The sequence below is a fragment of the uncultured Actinomyces sp. genome (assembly GCF_963526355.1).
Lineage (GTDB): Bacteria > Actinomycetota > Actinomycetes > Actinomycetales > Actinomycetaceae > Actinomyces.
The window spans coordinates 23,805-39,533 of record NZ_CAUROW010000002.1 but is presented as its reverse complement, the minus strand read 5'-3'; the positions used below and the strand labels follow the sequence as shown (position 1 = coordinate 39,533).

Here is a 15,729-nt window from a genome sequence, read left to right as displayed (position 1 = left end):
TTACCCGGTGACCTAAGCGGCCACCTCTCCAACGAAGGAGCTCCCTGTGACGCTCTCAGAGCGCGCGCGGTCCGTATGGGCCAAATTCGGCTACGACCCTGAGAGCCGCCACTGGCTCCCGCTCTGGCTGCATCTGCTCGATGCTGCCGCAGTGGCCGAGTACCTGGCCAGACACTGGTTGGCTCCCACCATCCGCGGACTCATCGAACGCGAGTTCGCGGGCTCCGACTCAGGACTGACCCCGCTGGAGGAGTTCTGTCAGCTCACCTCTTGGATCGCCGGTGTCCACGACATCGGCAAGTGCACCCCGGCCTTCTCCGTCCAGGTCCCGGGACTGGACGACCGCATGAAGGAGGCAGGGTTGATCCACGAACCGGTGGATCCTCTCGAGCGGCGCAAGGTCCCTCACGCCCTGGCTGGGCACTTGATCCTGGAGAGCTGGCTCATGAACGAGCACGGTTGGGGCTGCGGTCCCGCCGAGGCCCTCGCCTCTGTCGTTGGCGCCCATCACGGCATCCCGCCCACGACGGCGGCTCTCGGCCAGGACTACTACGGGCATGAGCACCTCCTCGGCGAGGGTAAGGCGTGGAGCGCGACCCGCCAGGAGCTCCTCGAGCTCGTCACGCGACGCACCGGTACCGCAGCTCTTCTTCCTCACTGGGCGCGTCACCGATGGACCCAGCCCTTCCTCGTCGAGCTCTCGGGACTGCTCATCGTCTCGGACTGGATCGCCTCGACCGAGGCCTACTTCCCGCTGCTGCCCCTCGAGGACGATGGCGCGTGCCTGCTCGCCCCCGAGGCCCACGCGCCTCGCGTGGCCACTGGTCTGTCACGTTTGGAGATCCCCGCGCCATGGCGTCCCCGCGACGAGGGCACCGCTCCCGACTGTCTGCTCACCAGCCGTTTCAACCTGCCCGTCGGTGCCCGCGCCACCGACGTCCAGGTGCGCGCGCTCCAGGCCGCCCGCACCATGGGGCTGCCGGGCATGCTCATCGTCCAGGAGTCCACGGGAGGAGGGAAGACCGAGGCGGCCCTCATGGCGGCCGAGGTGCTCGCCGCCCGCACTCACCGCTCCGGGATCCTTTTCGCCCTGCCGACTCAGGCGACGACGGACGCCATGTTCTCCCGCGAGCTCGACTGGCTGGAGAGCATTGAGGAGGCCTACGCCGACGAGGGGGCGCCGTCGGAGTTCGCCGCTCAGCTACTGCACGGACGGTCTCGACTCAACAAGGAGGCCGGGCTTCTGCGACGCCGCGGTTACGAGATCCGCGACCGGCTCCTCGGATCGCTTGACGACGCGACCGGCGAGACCCCACGCCCTGTCGGGATCGGATGGGATGAGGAAGAGGCTCGAACGGGCCATGCCGCAGACTCCGAGGACAGCCGCAGAGCCGACCTGGCGATCCTGGCCTGGTTCAGCGGGCGCAAGAAGTCGATGCTGTCGGACTTCGTCGTCACCACCGTAGACCACCTGCTGTTCGGGGCAATGCGTTCCCCGCATTTGGCCATGCGACACCTGGGACTGTCCCGCAAGGTCGTCATCGTCGACGAGGTGCACTCCTACTCCACGTACATGAACGTCTACCTGGACCGGGTCCTGACCTGGCTCGCGGCCTACGGGGTGCCGGTGGTGCTCCTGTCGGCCACATTGTCCGAGGCCCGCTGCTCCGCCATGGTCGACGCCTACCGACGGGGCCTGCGCCTGGCAGCGGGGGAGCGCGTCCACCGTCGTCCCGCCCCTGAGAACGTGCACACTCCCTTCCCCTGCCTGGTCACCGCTGGCAAGGAGGGCACCGAGGTCGTCCCGACCGCGTCGGGACGACGCAGCACGGTCCGGATCAGACGGCTTACGAAGGATGCTCTGATCCCGCTTCTTCAGGAGGCCCTCGCCGAGGGTGGCTGCGCACTGGTGGTCCGCAATACGGTACGGCGCGCCCAGGAGACCTATGAGCGGCTGCGCGAGCACTTCGGCGAGGACGTCAGTCTCCACCATGCCCGCTTCACGATCGGCGACCGGCTCGCCAAGGACCAGGATCTCCTCGACCGCTTCGGTCCTCCGCGCAGGGCCGGGAAGCGCCCGCACCGGGCCGTTATCGTGGCCACCCAAGTTGTCGAGCAGTCCCTCGACGTCGACTTCGACCTGCTCGTCACTGACCTCGCTCCCATCGACCTGGTCCTCCAGCGTATGGGGCGTCTGCACCGCCACCAGCGGCGGCGACCGCCCCGACTCGCTGCACCCATCTGCTACATCGACTGGCTGCCGTCAACGTCCTCCTCCGATCCCTCGTTGGAGCCGGGAGCCAAGACGATCTACGGCGAGCAGGACATGCTCTTGAGCGCGGCCACACTTGACCGGGTGATCAATGGCTCTGGCATCATCACGGTTCCCGACGACGTCCACGACCTCATCGAGGCCGTCTACGGCCCCGATGCCTCAGTGCCGCCGTCGTGGAAGGAGGCCGTCAACCAAGCTCGAGAGAAATACGCGACGAGCAACCGTGCGAAGCATGAGGCCGCTCAGGGTTTTCTTCTGAATGAGCCCGAGCGGAGAGGGAAGAGTGCCTCCCTGATCGGCTGGCTGCATACGACGGCCTCCGACAATGAGGAGAGGGGACGTGCCCAGGTCCGTGATGGCGAGGACTCCCTGGAGGTCATCCTCTTGGACCTGCATCGGGAAGGCGGTCAGGAGGAGCTGCGCACCCTGTCCTCCGCACCGGAGGCACCGGGCGCCATGATCCCCACAGACCGCGCCCCGGACAGGAGGGTTGTGCGCGCCATGGCCCTGTCCGCCGTGAGGCTTCCTCCGCGCCTGAGCAATCCGCACCGGATCGACCAGGTCATCGATGAGTTGGAGAAATACGTCGTACCCGCTTGGCAGGATGATCCGCAGCTCCGCGGACAGCTGTTCCTCCTCCTGGAAGAAGGCCGGGCACAACTGGCCGACACCGCACTCGAGTACTCCCCAACCACCGGGCTCAAGGAGGTCCAATCAGAATGACGCAGCGTTTCAATCTTCTCGACGAGCCCTGGATCCGGGTGACCAGGCTTGACGGCACCCCCGACGAGGTCTCCCTCCTCACCCTGTTCCGCGAGGCGACGGACGTCGCCGGGATCCACGGCGAGATCGCCAGCCAGGACGTGGCCATCCTGCGCCTGCTGCTGGCCATCTGCCACCGCACCATGGATGGGCCGGAGGACCTGGACACCTGGCGGGAGTACTGGGAGGAGCCCGAGCGCCTGGGGCGGGACGCCAGTGCCTACCTGGAGCGCTACCGGGAGCGCTTCGACTTGCGCGATCCGGACCGTCCCTTCTTCCAGGTCGCAGGAATCCACTCGGCTTCGGGCAGGACCTCGGGACTGGAGTCCCTCATTGTGGATGTCCCCAACGGCAATCCCTTCTTCACTACTCGTATCGCTCAAGGGTTGGAATCCATCAGCTGGGCGGAGGCGGCCAGATGGTTGGTGCACGTCCACGCATTCGACCCCTCCGGCATCCGCTCTGGAGCCGTCGGAGACCCTCAGGCCAGGGGAGGAAAGGGATACCCGATCGGCCCCGGTTGGACGGGGCAGATCGGCACCGTGACCGTGACGGGTGAGAGCTTGGAGCGGACCCTGCTCCTCAACACCGTCGTCTGCGAGGAACTCCCTGATCTGGTCGACGTCGACCCGCAGCAGGATCTCGCGTCCTGGGAACGTGAGGCCGACGGCCCGGCGGGCTCGCTTGCCGTGGAACCCGAGGGCCCCGTCGCCTGCTACACGTGGCAGACGCGCCGCGTGCTGCTGCACGGCGACGACGCGGGTGTCACCAGCCTGTTCCTGGGCAACGGAGACAAGGCAACGCCCCAGAACCGGTATCTGGTCGAACCGATGACCGCATGGCGCTACTCCGAACCGCAGACCAAGAAGTTCAAGGCACCTGTCTACATGCCGCGCAAGCTGCCGACGGACCGGGCATTCTGGCGAGGACTGTCGAGTCTCGTGGCCCAACTGAGTCCGAGGATCACGGTCAAGGGTGCAGGGGAGGTGACACGGTACCGTTCCCCCGGTGTTGTCTCCTTCTACCAGGAGCTCATGCGTCGCAGAATCGTCCCCGCTGGCGGCCTCGTCCCCCTGCACGCCGTCGGCATCGAGTACGGGGCTCAGGAAGCGGTTGTCACCGAGCTCGTCGACGACGTCCTCTCCCTGCCCGCCGGTCTACTCGACTTCGAGAACAAGCGACTGCTCGCCGTCGTGCGCGGTGCCATGGAGGAGACGGAACAGGTCGCCTCCGCACTGCGGAACCTGGCCGGGAACCTGGACCGTGCTCGCGGCGGGAGCCCAGACACGGCGTCGGCTGCGCGCGAGCATGCCAGTGCCGCCTTCTACCAGGTCATTGATGAGCGTTTCCCCCGATGGCTCGCCTCCCTCGACGAAACGGACCCGGTCAGGGCCCGAGACCAGTGGCGCAGGCTGCTGCGCTCCGAGGCCTGGAGGCAGCAGGAGATGCTCGCATCCGCCGTGCCGGACACCGCCTTCGCCGGACGCGGGGAGGGGAAGGGACGGATGGACGTCGGCAAGGCGTTGTTCTTCTTCCGCCGTGCTCTGAACGTGGCCGTACCGGCATCTGCGCAGCAAGACAGCACCGCTGAGAACAATAAGAATGAAGAAAGGACACCGGCATGACTGTGTCGGATACCAGTACACGTGCCAACGTGGCAGATGCAGTACCGCCCGGAGCGAGCCGGCGGCCCTACCGTCCGCGGCTGGAGGAGAATGCCGGCCGCCTCGTCGACCAGCGCATTGGCGGAACGAAGAGGCAGGAGGGGCTGCAAGCCCGCTATCGGCGCAATGAGGCTCGAGCTCGCGGAGATCTGGCCGCCCTGCGCAAGGGGGCGAACAGGCTTCCAGGTGAGCTCCCCGAGATCTGGGAGCTCACCAGCGTCCACGTTCCCGACTATGCGGGCGACGCCCCCACCTGGGAGGAGACCGCTGTCCACGCAGCCATGACGCTCTACGCCGTGCACCAGCAGTCGCGGACCGAGCCCATGTTCGCACCCGGAAGAGGGCTCGGCCATGCTGCTCGCAGCCTGATCGGTCCGCCGGACGAGGAGAACCCCTCGGCCCGGGCGCGCTTCAACGCCCTGGTCACCTCGACGACCGTCACCGAGTTGCTCCACCATCTGCGGGGTCTCATCTCGCTACTTCGTGCTCGGAGCATTCCTTTGGATCACGCCATGCTCGCTGACGACATCCTCCACTTCCAGCAGCCAGGCGGAGCCAGACGGATTCGCCTGACCTGGGCACGGCAGTACCAGTCCCTGCCGGCCGAATCCCTAGCCTCTTCCGACGATGCCACCCCGGCATCTGCAACCAACTCAACCGCCACCGCGCCGATCCCGGAGAACTGACAATGAGCACCTACGTCGATATCCACATCATCCAGAACCTGCCGCCGTCCTGTGTCAACCGGGACGACTCGGGCTCCCCAAAGTCCGCCGTGTACGGCGGTGTCCGTCGCCTGCGGGTCTCCAGCCAGTCCTGGAAGCGGGCCACGCGCCTGTACTTCAATGATCTGCTCGACGCCGAGGACATCGGTGTGCGCACCAAACGGGTCGTCGAGGTACTGGCCTCGTCAATCGCCAAGGGTGCTCCGGAGTTTGCGGAGAACGCCACCGCGCTCGCCGAGGGCGTGTTCAAGGCGGCCAAGATCAAGCTCTCGTCTCCTCGCGGCAAGAAGGACGGGACTCAGGAGTCCGGCTACCTTCTGTTCCTGTCCACCAGCCAGATCGCGCGCTTGGCTGAGCTGGCCATCGCCTCGGCCCGCAGCGGCGAGACGCTCGACGCCAAGACGGTCAAGAAGATCTTTAAGGAGACGCACGCCGTCGACATCGCGCTCTTCGGGCGCATGGTGGCTGACGACACCGACCTCAATGTCGACGCCGCCTGCCAGGTGGCCCACGCTATTTCTACGCACGCAGCCGAGAACGAGTACGACTTCTTCACCGCTGTCGACGATGAGAAGAGCCGCTCCGAGGAGGAGGACGCCGGTGCAGGCATGATGGGCACGGTCGAGTTCTCCTCAGCCACCATGTACCGCTACGCCACCGTTAATCTCGACATGCTGGTCGAGAACCTCGGGGATGGCGATGCAGTACTGCGGGCACTGGAGGTCTTCATCAAGGGCTTCTGCCTGTCCATGCCCACCGGTAAGCAGAACACCTTCGCCAACCGGACCCTGCCCGAGGCCGTCGTCATCTCCGTCCGCGATGACCAGCCAGTCTCCCTCGTCGGCGCTTTTGAGGAACCGGTGCCGGAGGCCTCCGGTCTTGGGTACATCGACCGTTCAGTAGGTGTGCTCGCGCAATACGCCAAGACGATCGAGAAGAACTACGGGTTGACGCCGCTGAGCAGCTTCGTCGTCGCCCTCAAGGACTCAGACGCCGTCTCCTCGCTCGGCGAGCGCGTGTCCTTCGCCGACCTGCCCGACCGGGTCCGCCAGGTCGTGGCTCCGCGTGTGAGCCGTGAGGAGCGGGCCTGATGACCGTCCTCCTCCTGCGACTCGCAGGACCTTTGCAGGCCTGGGGGGTGAAATCGCGCTTCACCGTTCGTTCCACCGAGCTCGCGCCGACCAGGAGCGGCGTCATCGGCATGCTGGCGGCCGCTGTCGGCCGTCGCCGGACGGATCCGATTGAGGATCTCCTGTCCCTGCGGTTCGGGGTGCGTAAGGATCAGCCTGGCCGAGTCATCAGGGACTTCCACACGGCACGCACCCTCAATGGCAAGGAGTCCATGCCTCTGTCGAATCGGTACTACCTCGCCGACGCCGTTTTCCTCGCCGGCATCGAAGGCGATCGGCCTCTCCTGGAGGGCATTGACGAGGCGCTTCGGTGCCCGGCCTTCCCTCTGTATCTCGGGAGACGCTCCTGCACACCGACACCACCGGTGTCCCTGGGCCTTCGGGAGACGACGCTGCTTGATGCGCTTCGAAGCGAGCCCTGGCTCGCCTCGCCATGGTTCCGCAAGCGGCACCGCGGTCATGTCTTCGACGCGGAGATGCTTCTCGACCAGGATGCCGTACCCGTCGAGGAGCGGGGATCAGCATGGGGGAGTCGTGACGTACCGGTCTCCTTCGATCCGCGCCGCCGCGACTACGATTTCCGCCAGGTCGAACGGCTCATGACACAGGTGGGTACTCCCAAGCCGGACGTCCACGATCCCATGCTTGCGCTGGAGGAGGCGAACCGGTGTTCCTGACTAAGATTGATCTGGCTCCGCAGCGCCGCCTCACGCGAAAGTATCTGGGTTCGCCTCAGGCCATGCACGCCGTGGTCATGGGAGCCACCGGAGGCAATGTCGGGGACGGCCCCGGACGTGTCCTGTGGCGGGTCGACCGAGGTACGACGACGGCGCTGTACATACTCTCGCCGGTGGAGCCTGACTGCTCTCAGCTCGTCGCGGAGGCGGGAACAGCCGGTTCTCAGGCGCGGACTCTGGATTACTCGCCTTTCCTCGCTTCGCTGGACGCCGGGCAGCTGTGGGCCTTCCGCCTAGCGGCGAACCCGTCCTACTCGGCCTCTCGAGGTCCAGGGGTGCGCGGACAGCGCTACGGTCACGTCACCGTTGAGCAGCAGCGGCAGTGGCTCATTGAACGCACCACACGATTCGGGTTCGAGCTCATGCCTGTGGACCACACCGATGGTGGGGTCATTGACGGGGCTGTCATGGTCGCTTATCGGGAGCGTCCTGTCTTCAACCGGCGACGGCCAGGGGAGCAAGGACGTGATCGGGTGACCATTAACCGGACCGTCTACGAGGGGAGTCTGCGTGTCACCGATCCCGAGTCCCTACGCCGCGCACTCATCGCCGGGGTCGGTAGGTCCAAGGCCTACGGCTGCGGGCTCATGACGCTTGCCCGGGTGCGACAGGACTGAGACATGGTCAGAATGCTGCCGGTTCCGGTGACGGCTCTGCCCCGCGTCCAGGACCGGATGTCCTTCCTCTACCTGGAGCACTGTGTGGTGCACCGGGAGGATGGTGCCTTGACCGCACGCAACGATCAGGGCACCATCCGTGTCCCCGCGGCCTCGCTGGTCGCCGTCCTCCTCGGCCCGGGAACGTCGGTCAGTCACCAGGCGATGAGCCTGCTCGGTGAGTGCGGGACGACGGCGGTCTGGGTCGGTGAGCGCGGCGTGCGCTACTACGCGCATGGACGATCCCTGGCGACGTCCACCCGGCTGCTGGTGGAGCAGGCAACCCGGGTCTCCTCTCCCCAGAAGCGGCTGCGGGTGGCTCGCGAGATGTACTGCATGCGCTTCAGCGGCGAGGATGTTGATGGGCTCACCATGCAGCAGCTCAGGGGGCGGGAGGGGGCCAGGGTTCGCGAGGTTTACCGTGAGAACTCCAGGCGCACTGGGGTCCCCTGGACCCGACGTGACTACCGTCCTGATGACTTCGAGGCGTCGGATCCGATCAACCAGGCACTCTCAGCTGCGCACGCAGCCCTGTACGGCGTCGTCCACGGCGTGATCGTCTCCCTAGGGTGCTCTCCGGGTCTCGGCTTCGTCCACACGGGCCATGAGCGATCCTTCGTCTACGACGTCGCCGACCTGTACAAGGCGGAGACGACGATACCTATCGCCTTCGACGTTGTCTCTGAAGGGATGGATGACCTCACCGGGACCACGCGACGGCGTGTTCGGGACAAGGTCTTCGAGCTCAAGGTCATCGAGCGGACGGTCAAGGACATCTACCGCCTGCTTGAGGTCGATGATCTGGAGGATATGGGTGTCAACGTGGTCTCCTTGTGGGACTACCAGCGGCGTGCTGTGGCCGGTGGAGCGAATTATGCCGGAGAGGACGCAGGAGAGTGGTAGTCCTGATTCTTTCTGCCGCCCCTGCCTCATTGCGGGGCTCTATGACTCGTTGGCTGCTTGAGGTCTCTCCCGGGGTCTTCGTTGGTCATCTCTCAGCTCGAGTACGGGAGCAGCTGTGGGAACTGGTTCGGGCATACATAGGGGAAGGGCGAGCGTTGCTGATCTGGTCGGTGCGGTCCGAGCAGCGTTTCGCGGTTGCGTCACTGGGGCATGATCGCGAACCGGTTGATATCGAGGGGTGCCTGGTGATGAGGACGCCATACCGGCAGATTGAGGGATCGCAGGCGATCCCTGGCGCCGTTAAGCCTCCGAAGGAGTCGTGGTCGATCGCTGCGAGACGACGGCGCTATCGGAGCTCTGCGGAGCGAGCGCTAGGTCGGCAGTGAAGGTAAACATGGCCTGGTAGGGTAGCTCATCGTTGGGATTCCTAGGATCCGCAAGTGTAAACCCCGCGCGAGCGGGGATGATCCTGGCAAGCCCACCGCCATGCTCCTCCTCACTAGCGTAAACCCCGCGCGAGCGGGGATGATCCCAGGGCGGGCGGCAGGGACGTCTCCACAACCGGGTAAACCCCGCGCGAGCGGGGATGATCCCGCCCAGGGCGAGAAGACCCCGCTCTGGTCCTGGTAAACCCCGCGCGAGCGGGGATGATCCCCGCCCGAGCCTCATCCTCCTGGCTCGGGCGGTGTAAACCCCGCGCGAGCGGGGATGATCCGCATCTTCATCGTGATCCGGCATGGCTGGCAGTAGTAAACCCCGCGCGAGCGGGGATGATCCCGGAGTGGCGTACCGAGTGACTCGGGAGTGGGCGTAAACCCCGCGCGAGCGGGGATGATCCTGATCGAATCGATGTCTTCCTTGGAGTACGCGAGTAAACCCCGCGCGAGCGGGGATGATCCTGCAATCCTGGTCCTGGACGGTGGGCGGGAAATGTAAACCCCGCGCGAGCGGGGATGATCCGGTGCGGCCGTTGTAGACGTAGATCTCGGTGTCGTAAACCCCGCGCGAGCGGGGATGATCCTGGGGGCAAGAACTTCATTATGCGAGTTCCCCGGTAAACCCCGCGCGAGCGGGGATGATCCCACCCCCATCAGCAGATCGCTGACGGGGGTGTTGTAAACCCCGCGCGAGCGGGGATGATCCTAAGATGGTCCTGGATGTGTGCTACCACCATATGTAAACCCCGCGCGAGCGGGGATGATCCCGACCTGCTGCCGCGCGAGCAGCAACGGACCAAGTAAACCCCGCGCGAGCGGGGATGATCCACCACTGCCGAGTACGAACCAGCCTGGGCACGAGGTAAACCCCGCGCGAGCGGGGATGATCCCCTTTCCCTCCTCCATGGCGGCCAGCGCCTCCAGTAAACCCCGCGCGAGCGGGGATGATCCCACCACACGGTCGATCGGCTACGGCCTGAACCGGGTAAACCCCGCGCGAGCGGGGATGATCCGGGCACCGTCGGCGCGGGTATTCAGACTGCCAGGTAAACCCCGCGCGAGCGGGGATGATCCTCTCGCGACTCGCTGGCGCAACCCGGCCATGCCGTAAACCCCGCGCGAGCGGGGATGATCCGGTATAGGTCTTGCCCACCTGGCGCGGCATCGAGTAAACCCCGCGCGAGCGGGGATGATCCCGACTCACGAAGTCCACGAAGGACTACGCCGACGTAAACCCCGCGCGAGCGGGGATGATCCCACGAAGGGCCAGGCGCATTGCCTGGCCCGTGGGTAAACCCCGCGCGAGCGGGGATGATCCCCTCGTGGTGCTGGAGAGCGGGCAGGCCGCGCCGTAAACCCCGCGCGAGCGGGGATGATCCGGTAAAGAAAGGGTAAAGAAAAAGGGTTAAAACGTAAACCCCGCGCGAGCGGGGATGATCCTCGCGCGACTCCGATTTCCCGCCCACCGTCCAGGTAAACCCCGCGCGAGCGGGGATGATCCGGCAGCGGCGGCCATCTCCCGCGCGACGGCGGGGTAAACCCCGCGCGAGCGGGGATGATCCGGACCCGGTCGCTCTGGAGCTGAACTGGTCACCGTAAACCCCGCGCGAGCGGGGATGATCCCGGGTACGTCGTCCACGACGTCACCGTCCGTCGGTAAACCCCGCGCGAGCGGGGATGATCCGCCGGGTGATGTGCTGGGATCGTGGCTGCTGCTGTAAACCCCGCGCGAGCGGGGATGATCCGGAATACTGCTGCTCGGGGTCGAGGAGGTCGGTGAGTAAACCCCGCGCGAGCGGGGATGATCCCCCGGCCGACATGCGCGCCCTCGACCGGGCGCAGTAAACCCCGCGCGAGCGGGGATGATCCCGCACCCCATCCCTGTAGCCAAGCCGCAACACGGTAAACCCCGCGCGAGCGGGGATGATCCGCCGCATGCGATCGTTTCTCCTGCACACTCCCCGTAAACCCCGCGCGAGCGGGGATGATCCCGTGATGTCCGTCACGACTTGTCCTTTCAGGCTGTAAACCCCGCGCGAGCGGGGATGATCCGCCGCATGCGATCGTTTCTCCTGCGCACTCCCCGTAAACCCCGCGCGAGCGGGGATGATCCCATGGTGATGGTCTCGTCTGCGATGGCATCGACGTAAACCCCGCGCGAGCGGGGATGATCCGCCAGGCGTTGACCGAGCCGCGATCCGCCGTCGGTAAACCCCGCGCGAGCGGGGATGATCCGTTTCTCAGCGGCTGATTCTAGGTCGACCTTGGGTAAACCCCGCGCGAGCGGGGATGATCCGTGGCGGCCCTCCCCCGGTTCCCCAGGCGCCTGGTAAACCCCGCGCGAGCGGGGATGATCCGCGACAGGCGCTCTCGCAGCATGGCACCGTGGCGTAAACCCCGCGCGAGCGGGGATGATCCGACAATCGGCGAATCGATCGGCAAGAAGCTCGAAGTAAACCCCGCGCGAGCGGGGATGATCCGGAGTAGGCAGTGAGTGCCGAGACGAAGCGGGCGTAAACCCCGCGCGAGCGGGGATGATCCGGGTGCCGAGGGGGGAGGCAGCCGGGCTGGCGCGTAAACCCCGCGCGAGCGGGGATGATCCGTCCTTCGGCGTCGCAGCACCGATCTCCTTGGCGTAAACCCCGCGCGAGCGGGGATGATCCGGCCGTGCGCCGCGAGGCGCTCCGGCAGGCCGGGTAAACCCCGCGCGAGCGGGGATGATCCCGTTGACGGGCTGCGGGGCGAGTGGTCGTCCGTGTAAACCCCGCGCGAGCGGGGATGATCCGTGGTTCTCGAGTGAGCATCGGCTGCCCGATGTGTAAACCCCGCGCGAGCGGGGACGATCCTGACCGCAATGGAGACGGTGCTGCCAACGTCGCATAGACCCCGCGAGAGGTCAGGTGACGTTGGCGCCGTTGATGTCGTTGGGGTTCTCAGATGGGTTTTGTCCGTTTAAGAACAGGCGAGGTCAGCGGTTGAGGTGGTCCTGGACGCCTTGCACACGGGCGACCGGATCCGTCTGGAGCTCGCCGTCCCAGAGGATGAGGCTACCTGGACTGGTGCCCAGGACCTCATCAAACCAGAGATCGGCTGAGTGGAGACCTCGGTCGTCAGCCGACTGCCACGGTCGACATGGCCGCGGCGACAGTCGAGGCCTGACATTCGACACTCCCAGTCGATTAACTTTACAAATACACCTGGTGTAATGCAGGATAAAGCCGTTGCTTGGTCACCAGGGTTTGGCCGGGTAACGGCGTGCTCCTGTTCCCCGGGACCGCCTCTCTCGTCTCCCTATCCGGTACTTTTCAGGCCGCCGATACGGTGGCCTGAGAGGCGTTGCGCGCGTCCCCTCCCTGGGTGGGCTGCCGGTCACCCTAATTGAGAGGTGTCGACAATGAGTGTCAGAGGTGCTGCTGAGGTCATCTTCTCCCCGCCGGTTCAGAACTGGTTGAAGCGCGCGATCTATCGTCATAACTGCCGATTGTCACCAGACCACTACCGTTCTGCGCTCAAGCACTGGTACTGGCTGTTCAAGTGCCGCCCCTGCCATGTGGAGGAGCCTCGTACCATGACTGAGAAGATCCATTGGCTCAAGCTCTACGACTCCACTCCGCTCAAGGGGCGCCTGGCGGATAAGTACCTGGTGCGCCAGTGGGTTGCCAGCAAGGTGGGGGAGAAGTACCTCGTTCCCCTTTTGGGCGTATGGGACTCCCCCGACGAGATCGACTTCGATGTCCTCCCGCACAGTTTTGTCCTCAAGGCCACGCATGGCTCCGGGTGGAACATCCTCGTGCCCGACAAGGGCGCGCTCGATGGGGAAGGTGCTCGTCGACGCTTGCGGGAATGGCTTGGCCTGCGCCAGGCGATGAAAGGCGGCTTCGAGTTGCACTACGAGTACTGTGAACCCCGTATCGTGTGTGAGCCCTTCCTGCGTGACGCCTCAGGAGGGTTGCGGGACTACAAGTTCATGGTGTTCGACGGCGTCGTCCAGTTCATCTTCACCGTGGACAGGTCTCCAGGGCGGACGCTGCGGGGCACCTACCTTCCGGACTGGACCCGTGCGCCTTTCGAGTACACGTGCGAAGCCGACCGTGCTCCGGACATCCCGGCACCAGCCGGCCTGGAGACCATGCTCTCGTTGGCCGGCAAGCTCGGAAAGGGGTTCGCCTGCGCCCGCGTAGACTTCTATGAGGTGGATGGAAACGTCTACTTCGGCGAGATCACCTTCACGGATGCTGATGGACTGTCTGACTTTGCTCCTTCGTGCTACGACCGCGTTTTCGGAGACCGGATCGTCCTGCCGGAGAAGAAGTCCTTCAGGGGTGTCATGCTGTGACGGGACAACCGTGCGGTGAAGGCTATTCGTAGATTTCCTACGAAACAACATCGCTCCAATGAGAAGAATTCTTCAAAAAGTTGTCGACGGCATGAGTCCTTTCTCATCGAATCTGCCAGATAGTTGCGTGTCTTGGTCTCAGGTATGTTACTGTCTTGGGCGTTAATTATGGCGCTTCTTCGTTGAGCATTCACGTTGAAGAGCGTCCTGTCCTGTCGACCTCGATTATTGCCTGGTGGTACGTAGATGACGCTTGAGGACCTTCTTCATCTGACCCGTCGACGTATTGGTTCCTTGGTTCTGGCGCTTGTCGTGTGTGTGCTGGCCTCAATGCTGTTTGCATTCGCCTCTCCCAGCTCCTATACGGCAACGGCACAGACCTATCTGCGTGTGAAGATAGCGGGGGATCCCACGCAGAGCGCGCTGTCTCATTACAATGCGGCACAGCTCGCTGCCTTGAAGACCGACGCCGTGGTCCCCGTCTTCACCTCGGCTGCGGTCGCGCAGCGTGTCGTGGACTCGCTCAAGTTGGATGAGACGGCGGAGGAGTTCGCGTCCTCGGTCTCTGCGGAGCGGGTCCCAGAGACGGTGTCGGTGAAGGTCTCCGTCACCGCCTCGTCGTCGCACCAGGCTCAGGTCCTGGCTGATGAGGTGATCCGTCAGGCCGCTGTCGAGGTCAAGGGCCTGGAGGGGGATGAGTCTCCCGTGGAGCTCGTTCTCCTGTCCTCGGCTGAGCTGGTCAGTGCGACTCGTTCTCCGGCCCTGGTGACCTGTGTGGCCGTGGGGCTGCTTGCCGGGATCGTCCTGGGTTACGTGTGGATCCTTATCCAGGAGCTGCTCGACAAGAGCCTCAGGGGGCCGGAGGAGGTTCGTGAGGCGCTGTCAGTGCCGTTGCTTGGCGCCCTGCCGCGGGTTCCCTCGTTGCGGTGGCTGAGTCGGGGGGCGGAGATCAAGATGGAGGAGCAGTTGCGCGTTGCTCGGACCAACGTGCTTCATGCCATATCTCAAGGGGATCGACGAGTCATTGTCATCACCTCGGCCGGCCCGCAGGAGGGAGCCTCGGTGACTGCCGCCAGCCTGGCGCGGGTTCTGGCCCTGTCTGGCCACCGGGTGGTCCTGGTCGGCGGTGACCTGCGCGCACCGAGTACGACCGGACTTCAGGACAGTCCTGGGCTTGCAGACGTTTTGACGGGCTCGGCGTACCTCAGTGAGTCCCTGGTCAAGGGGCCGGTGACGGATCTGGAGCTCCTGCCTGCAGGCCGTACGCCGGCGAACCCCTCCGAACTGCTGGGCGCTCCCATGATGCGCGACCTGCTGCGAGAGCTGGCGGCGGACCGTCTGGTGGTCATTGATGCACCACCGATCCTGAGATTCACTGACGGTGTCGTCCTAGCTGCCCACGCTGGAGGAGTCATCCTCGTTGCACGTGCCGGCCGTACCAGCGCGGATGATCTGCGGGAGGCGGCTCTGGCTGTGGAGCAGGGAGGTGGGCGCATGCTCGGTGTGGTGCTCAATAACGTGTCGGAGCCCGGAGGTAAGCGCAAGGCCGTGCGAAGCAGCGCCGTCTCCACTGAGAGTGTGTCTGTCTAGTCTCCTTACGGGGTTGCGATCAGCGCTCGGGGGAATGGGCTCAGTAGGGGATGTGGTCGGCCGGCGACGTTTTGATCGGCCTGATTTCATTCCTCAACTTTGATGGCATGATGCGTTCAGTTCTTTCGCGTTATGAAGCATGGCATGTTGAATATGTGATGATGTCTCCAAGGTGATTATGCAATTGTTTTGTTGAGGTTATGAGTCCTCTCTTTCTATTGTGTGTTATCAACAGTTTCTGGGGTTATAATTTGTTGATTAAAGCAATCCGTCGGGTTTGGTTCGTGATTCTATAACATTAATCGACGATGGATCTGTTGGTAAACGATGATTGTGGTGGAGTTGCATCAGAATCTTCCAATTGGTGGCCTCTAGTGTTAGATTGACGTCAAGCCGTAAAAAAGCGGCAGATTCTCATGATGGCTGAGTGTGTTCCAGTTGTCATGTTGTTGACCTGCTGATGCCTGTTTCGGTGATGGCAGTCGTATTCTCAAGTCCGTCCAGCGAATCAGCT

General features: G+C 64.5%; 10 protein-coding genes and 1 CRISPR repeat array. All 10 genes read left to right on the top strand.

Features of this window, described 5'->3' with window-relative positions; translation table 11 throughout:
- The first annotated feature begins 46 nt into the window (after nucleotides 1–46).
- The 10 genes from cas3 (at nucleotide 47) to RWR81_RS01300 (ending at nucleotide 15,215) form a co-directional block, all read left to right on the top strand.
- Nucleotides 47–2,998, top strand: a complete 2,952-nt coding sequence (gene cas3, locus RWR81_RS01345; RefSeq protein ID WP_314453296.1) for a CRISPR-associated helicase Cas3' — start codon at nucleotides 47–49, stop codon at nucleotides 2,996–2,998.
- A complete protein-coding gene (gene casA, locus RWR81_RS01340) occupies nucleotides 2,995–4,662 on the top strand; it encodes a type I-E CRISPR-associated protein Cse1/CasA (protein WP_314453293.1) in 1,668 nt (555 codons plus the stop codon). Before cas3 ends, casA begins: the two co-directional genes overlap by 4 nt.
- Nucleotides 4,659–5,387: a type I-E CRISPR-associated protein Cse2/CasB gene (gene casB / locus RWR81_RS01335; RefSeq protein ID WP_314453290.1), complete on the top strand. Its 729-nt coding sequence runs from the start codon at nucleotides 4,659–4,661 to the stop codon at nucleotides 5,385–5,387. Before casA ends, casB begins: the two co-directional genes overlap by 4 nt.
- A 2-nt stretch (nucleotides 5,388–5,389) precedes the next feature.
- Nucleotides 5,390–6,517, top strand: coding sequence for a type I-E CRISPR-associated protein Cas7/Cse4/CasC (cas7e, locus tag RWR81_RS01330; protein ID WP_314453287.1), 1,128 nt, complete (start codon nucleotides 5,390–5,392; stop codon nucleotides 6,515–6,517).
- Complete coding sequence (gene cas5e, locus RWR81_RS01325; RefSeq protein ID WP_314453284.1) at nucleotides 6,517–7,233, top strand: type I-E CRISPR-associated protein Cas5/CasD; 717 nt, start codon at nucleotides 6,517–6,519, stop codon at nucleotides 7,231–7,233. The genes cas7e and cas5e overlap by 1 nt, the downstream gene beginning before the upstream one ends.
- Nucleotides 7,224–7,910 carry a type I-E CRISPR-associated protein Cas6/Cse3/CasE gene (cas6e, locus tag RWR81_RS01320; RefSeq protein WP_314453281.1) on the top strand — a complete coding sequence of 229 codons (687 nt, stop codon included), beginning with the start codon at nucleotides 7,224–7,226 and terminating at the stop codon, nucleotides 7,908–7,910. Before cas5e ends, cas6e begins: the two co-directional genes overlap by 10 nt.
- Before the next feature lie 3 nt (nucleotides 7,911–7,913).
- Nucleotides 7,914–8,852 carry a type I-E CRISPR-associated endonuclease Cas1e gene (gene cas1e, locus RWR81_RS01315; RefSeq protein WP_314453278.1) on the top strand — a complete coding sequence of 313 codons (939 nt, stop codon included), beginning with the start codon at nucleotides 7,914–7,916 and terminating at the stop codon, nucleotides 8,850–8,852.
- A 41-nt stretch (nucleotides 8,853–8,893) separates the two neighbouring features.
- Nucleotides 8,894–9,238 (top strand): type I-E CRISPR-associated endoribonuclease Cas2e, encoded by a 345-nt coding sequence (gene cas2e / locus RWR81_RS01310; RefSeq protein ID WP_314453275.1) that lies wholly within the window; start codon nucleotides 8,894–8,896, stop codon nucleotides 9,236–9,238.
- Nucleotides 9,239–9,294: 56 nt separating this feature from the next.
- A CRISPR array of direct repeats spans nucleotides 9,295–12,135; the repeat unit is 28 nt; unit sequence GTAAACCCCGCGCGAGCGGGGATGATCC.
- A 548-nt stretch (nucleotides 12,136–12,683) separates the two neighbouring features.
- Entirely contained in the window at nucleotides 12,684–13,625 is a 942-nt protein-coding gene (locus RWR81_RS01305) for an ATP-grasp fold amidoligase family protein (RefSeq protein ID WP_314453272.1), read from the top strand.
- Between the two features lie 246 nt (nucleotides 13,626–13,871).
- On the top strand, nucleotides 13,872–15,215 hold the full coding sequence (locus RWR81_RS01300) for a polysaccharide biosynthesis tyrosine autokinase (protein ID WP_314453269.1): 1,344 nt from the start codon (nucleotides 13,872–13,874) through the stop codon (nucleotides 15,213–15,215).
- Nucleotides 15,216–15,729 lie beyond the last annotated feature (514 nt).

Bases quoted from the DNA above. Each gene is read 5' to 3' on its own strand.
- casA (WP_314453293.1), top strand. From the start codon at position 2,995: ATGACGCAGCGTTTCAATCTTCTCGACGAGCCCTGGATCCGGGTGACC.
- casB (WP_314453290.1), top strand. From the start codon at position 4,659: ATGACTGTGTCGGATACCAGTACACGTGCCAACGTGGCAGATGCAGTA.
- cas7e (WP_314453287.1), top strand. From the start codon at position 5,390: ATGAGCACCTACGTCGATATCCACATCATCCAGAACCTGCCGCCGTCC.
- cas5e (WP_314453284.1), top strand. From the start codon at position 6,517: ATGACCGTCCTCCTCCTGCGACTCGCAGGACCTTTGCAGGCCTGGGGG.
- cas1e (WP_314453278.1), top strand. From the start codon at position 7,914: ATGGTCAGAATGCTGCCGGTTCCGGTGACGGCTCTGCCCCGCGTCCAG.
- cas2e (WP_314453275.1), top strand. From the start codon at position 8,894: ATGACTCGTTGGCTGCTTGAGGTCTCTCCCGGGGTCTTCGTTGGTCAT.
- RWR81_RS01305 (WP_314453272.1), top strand. From the start codon at position 12,684: ATGAGTGTCAGAGGTGCTGCTGAGGTCATCTTCTCCCCGCCGGTTCAG.
- RWR81_RS01300 (WP_314453269.1), top strand. From the start codon at position 13,872: ATGACGCTTGAGGACCTTCTTCATCTGACCCGTCGACGTATTGGTTCC.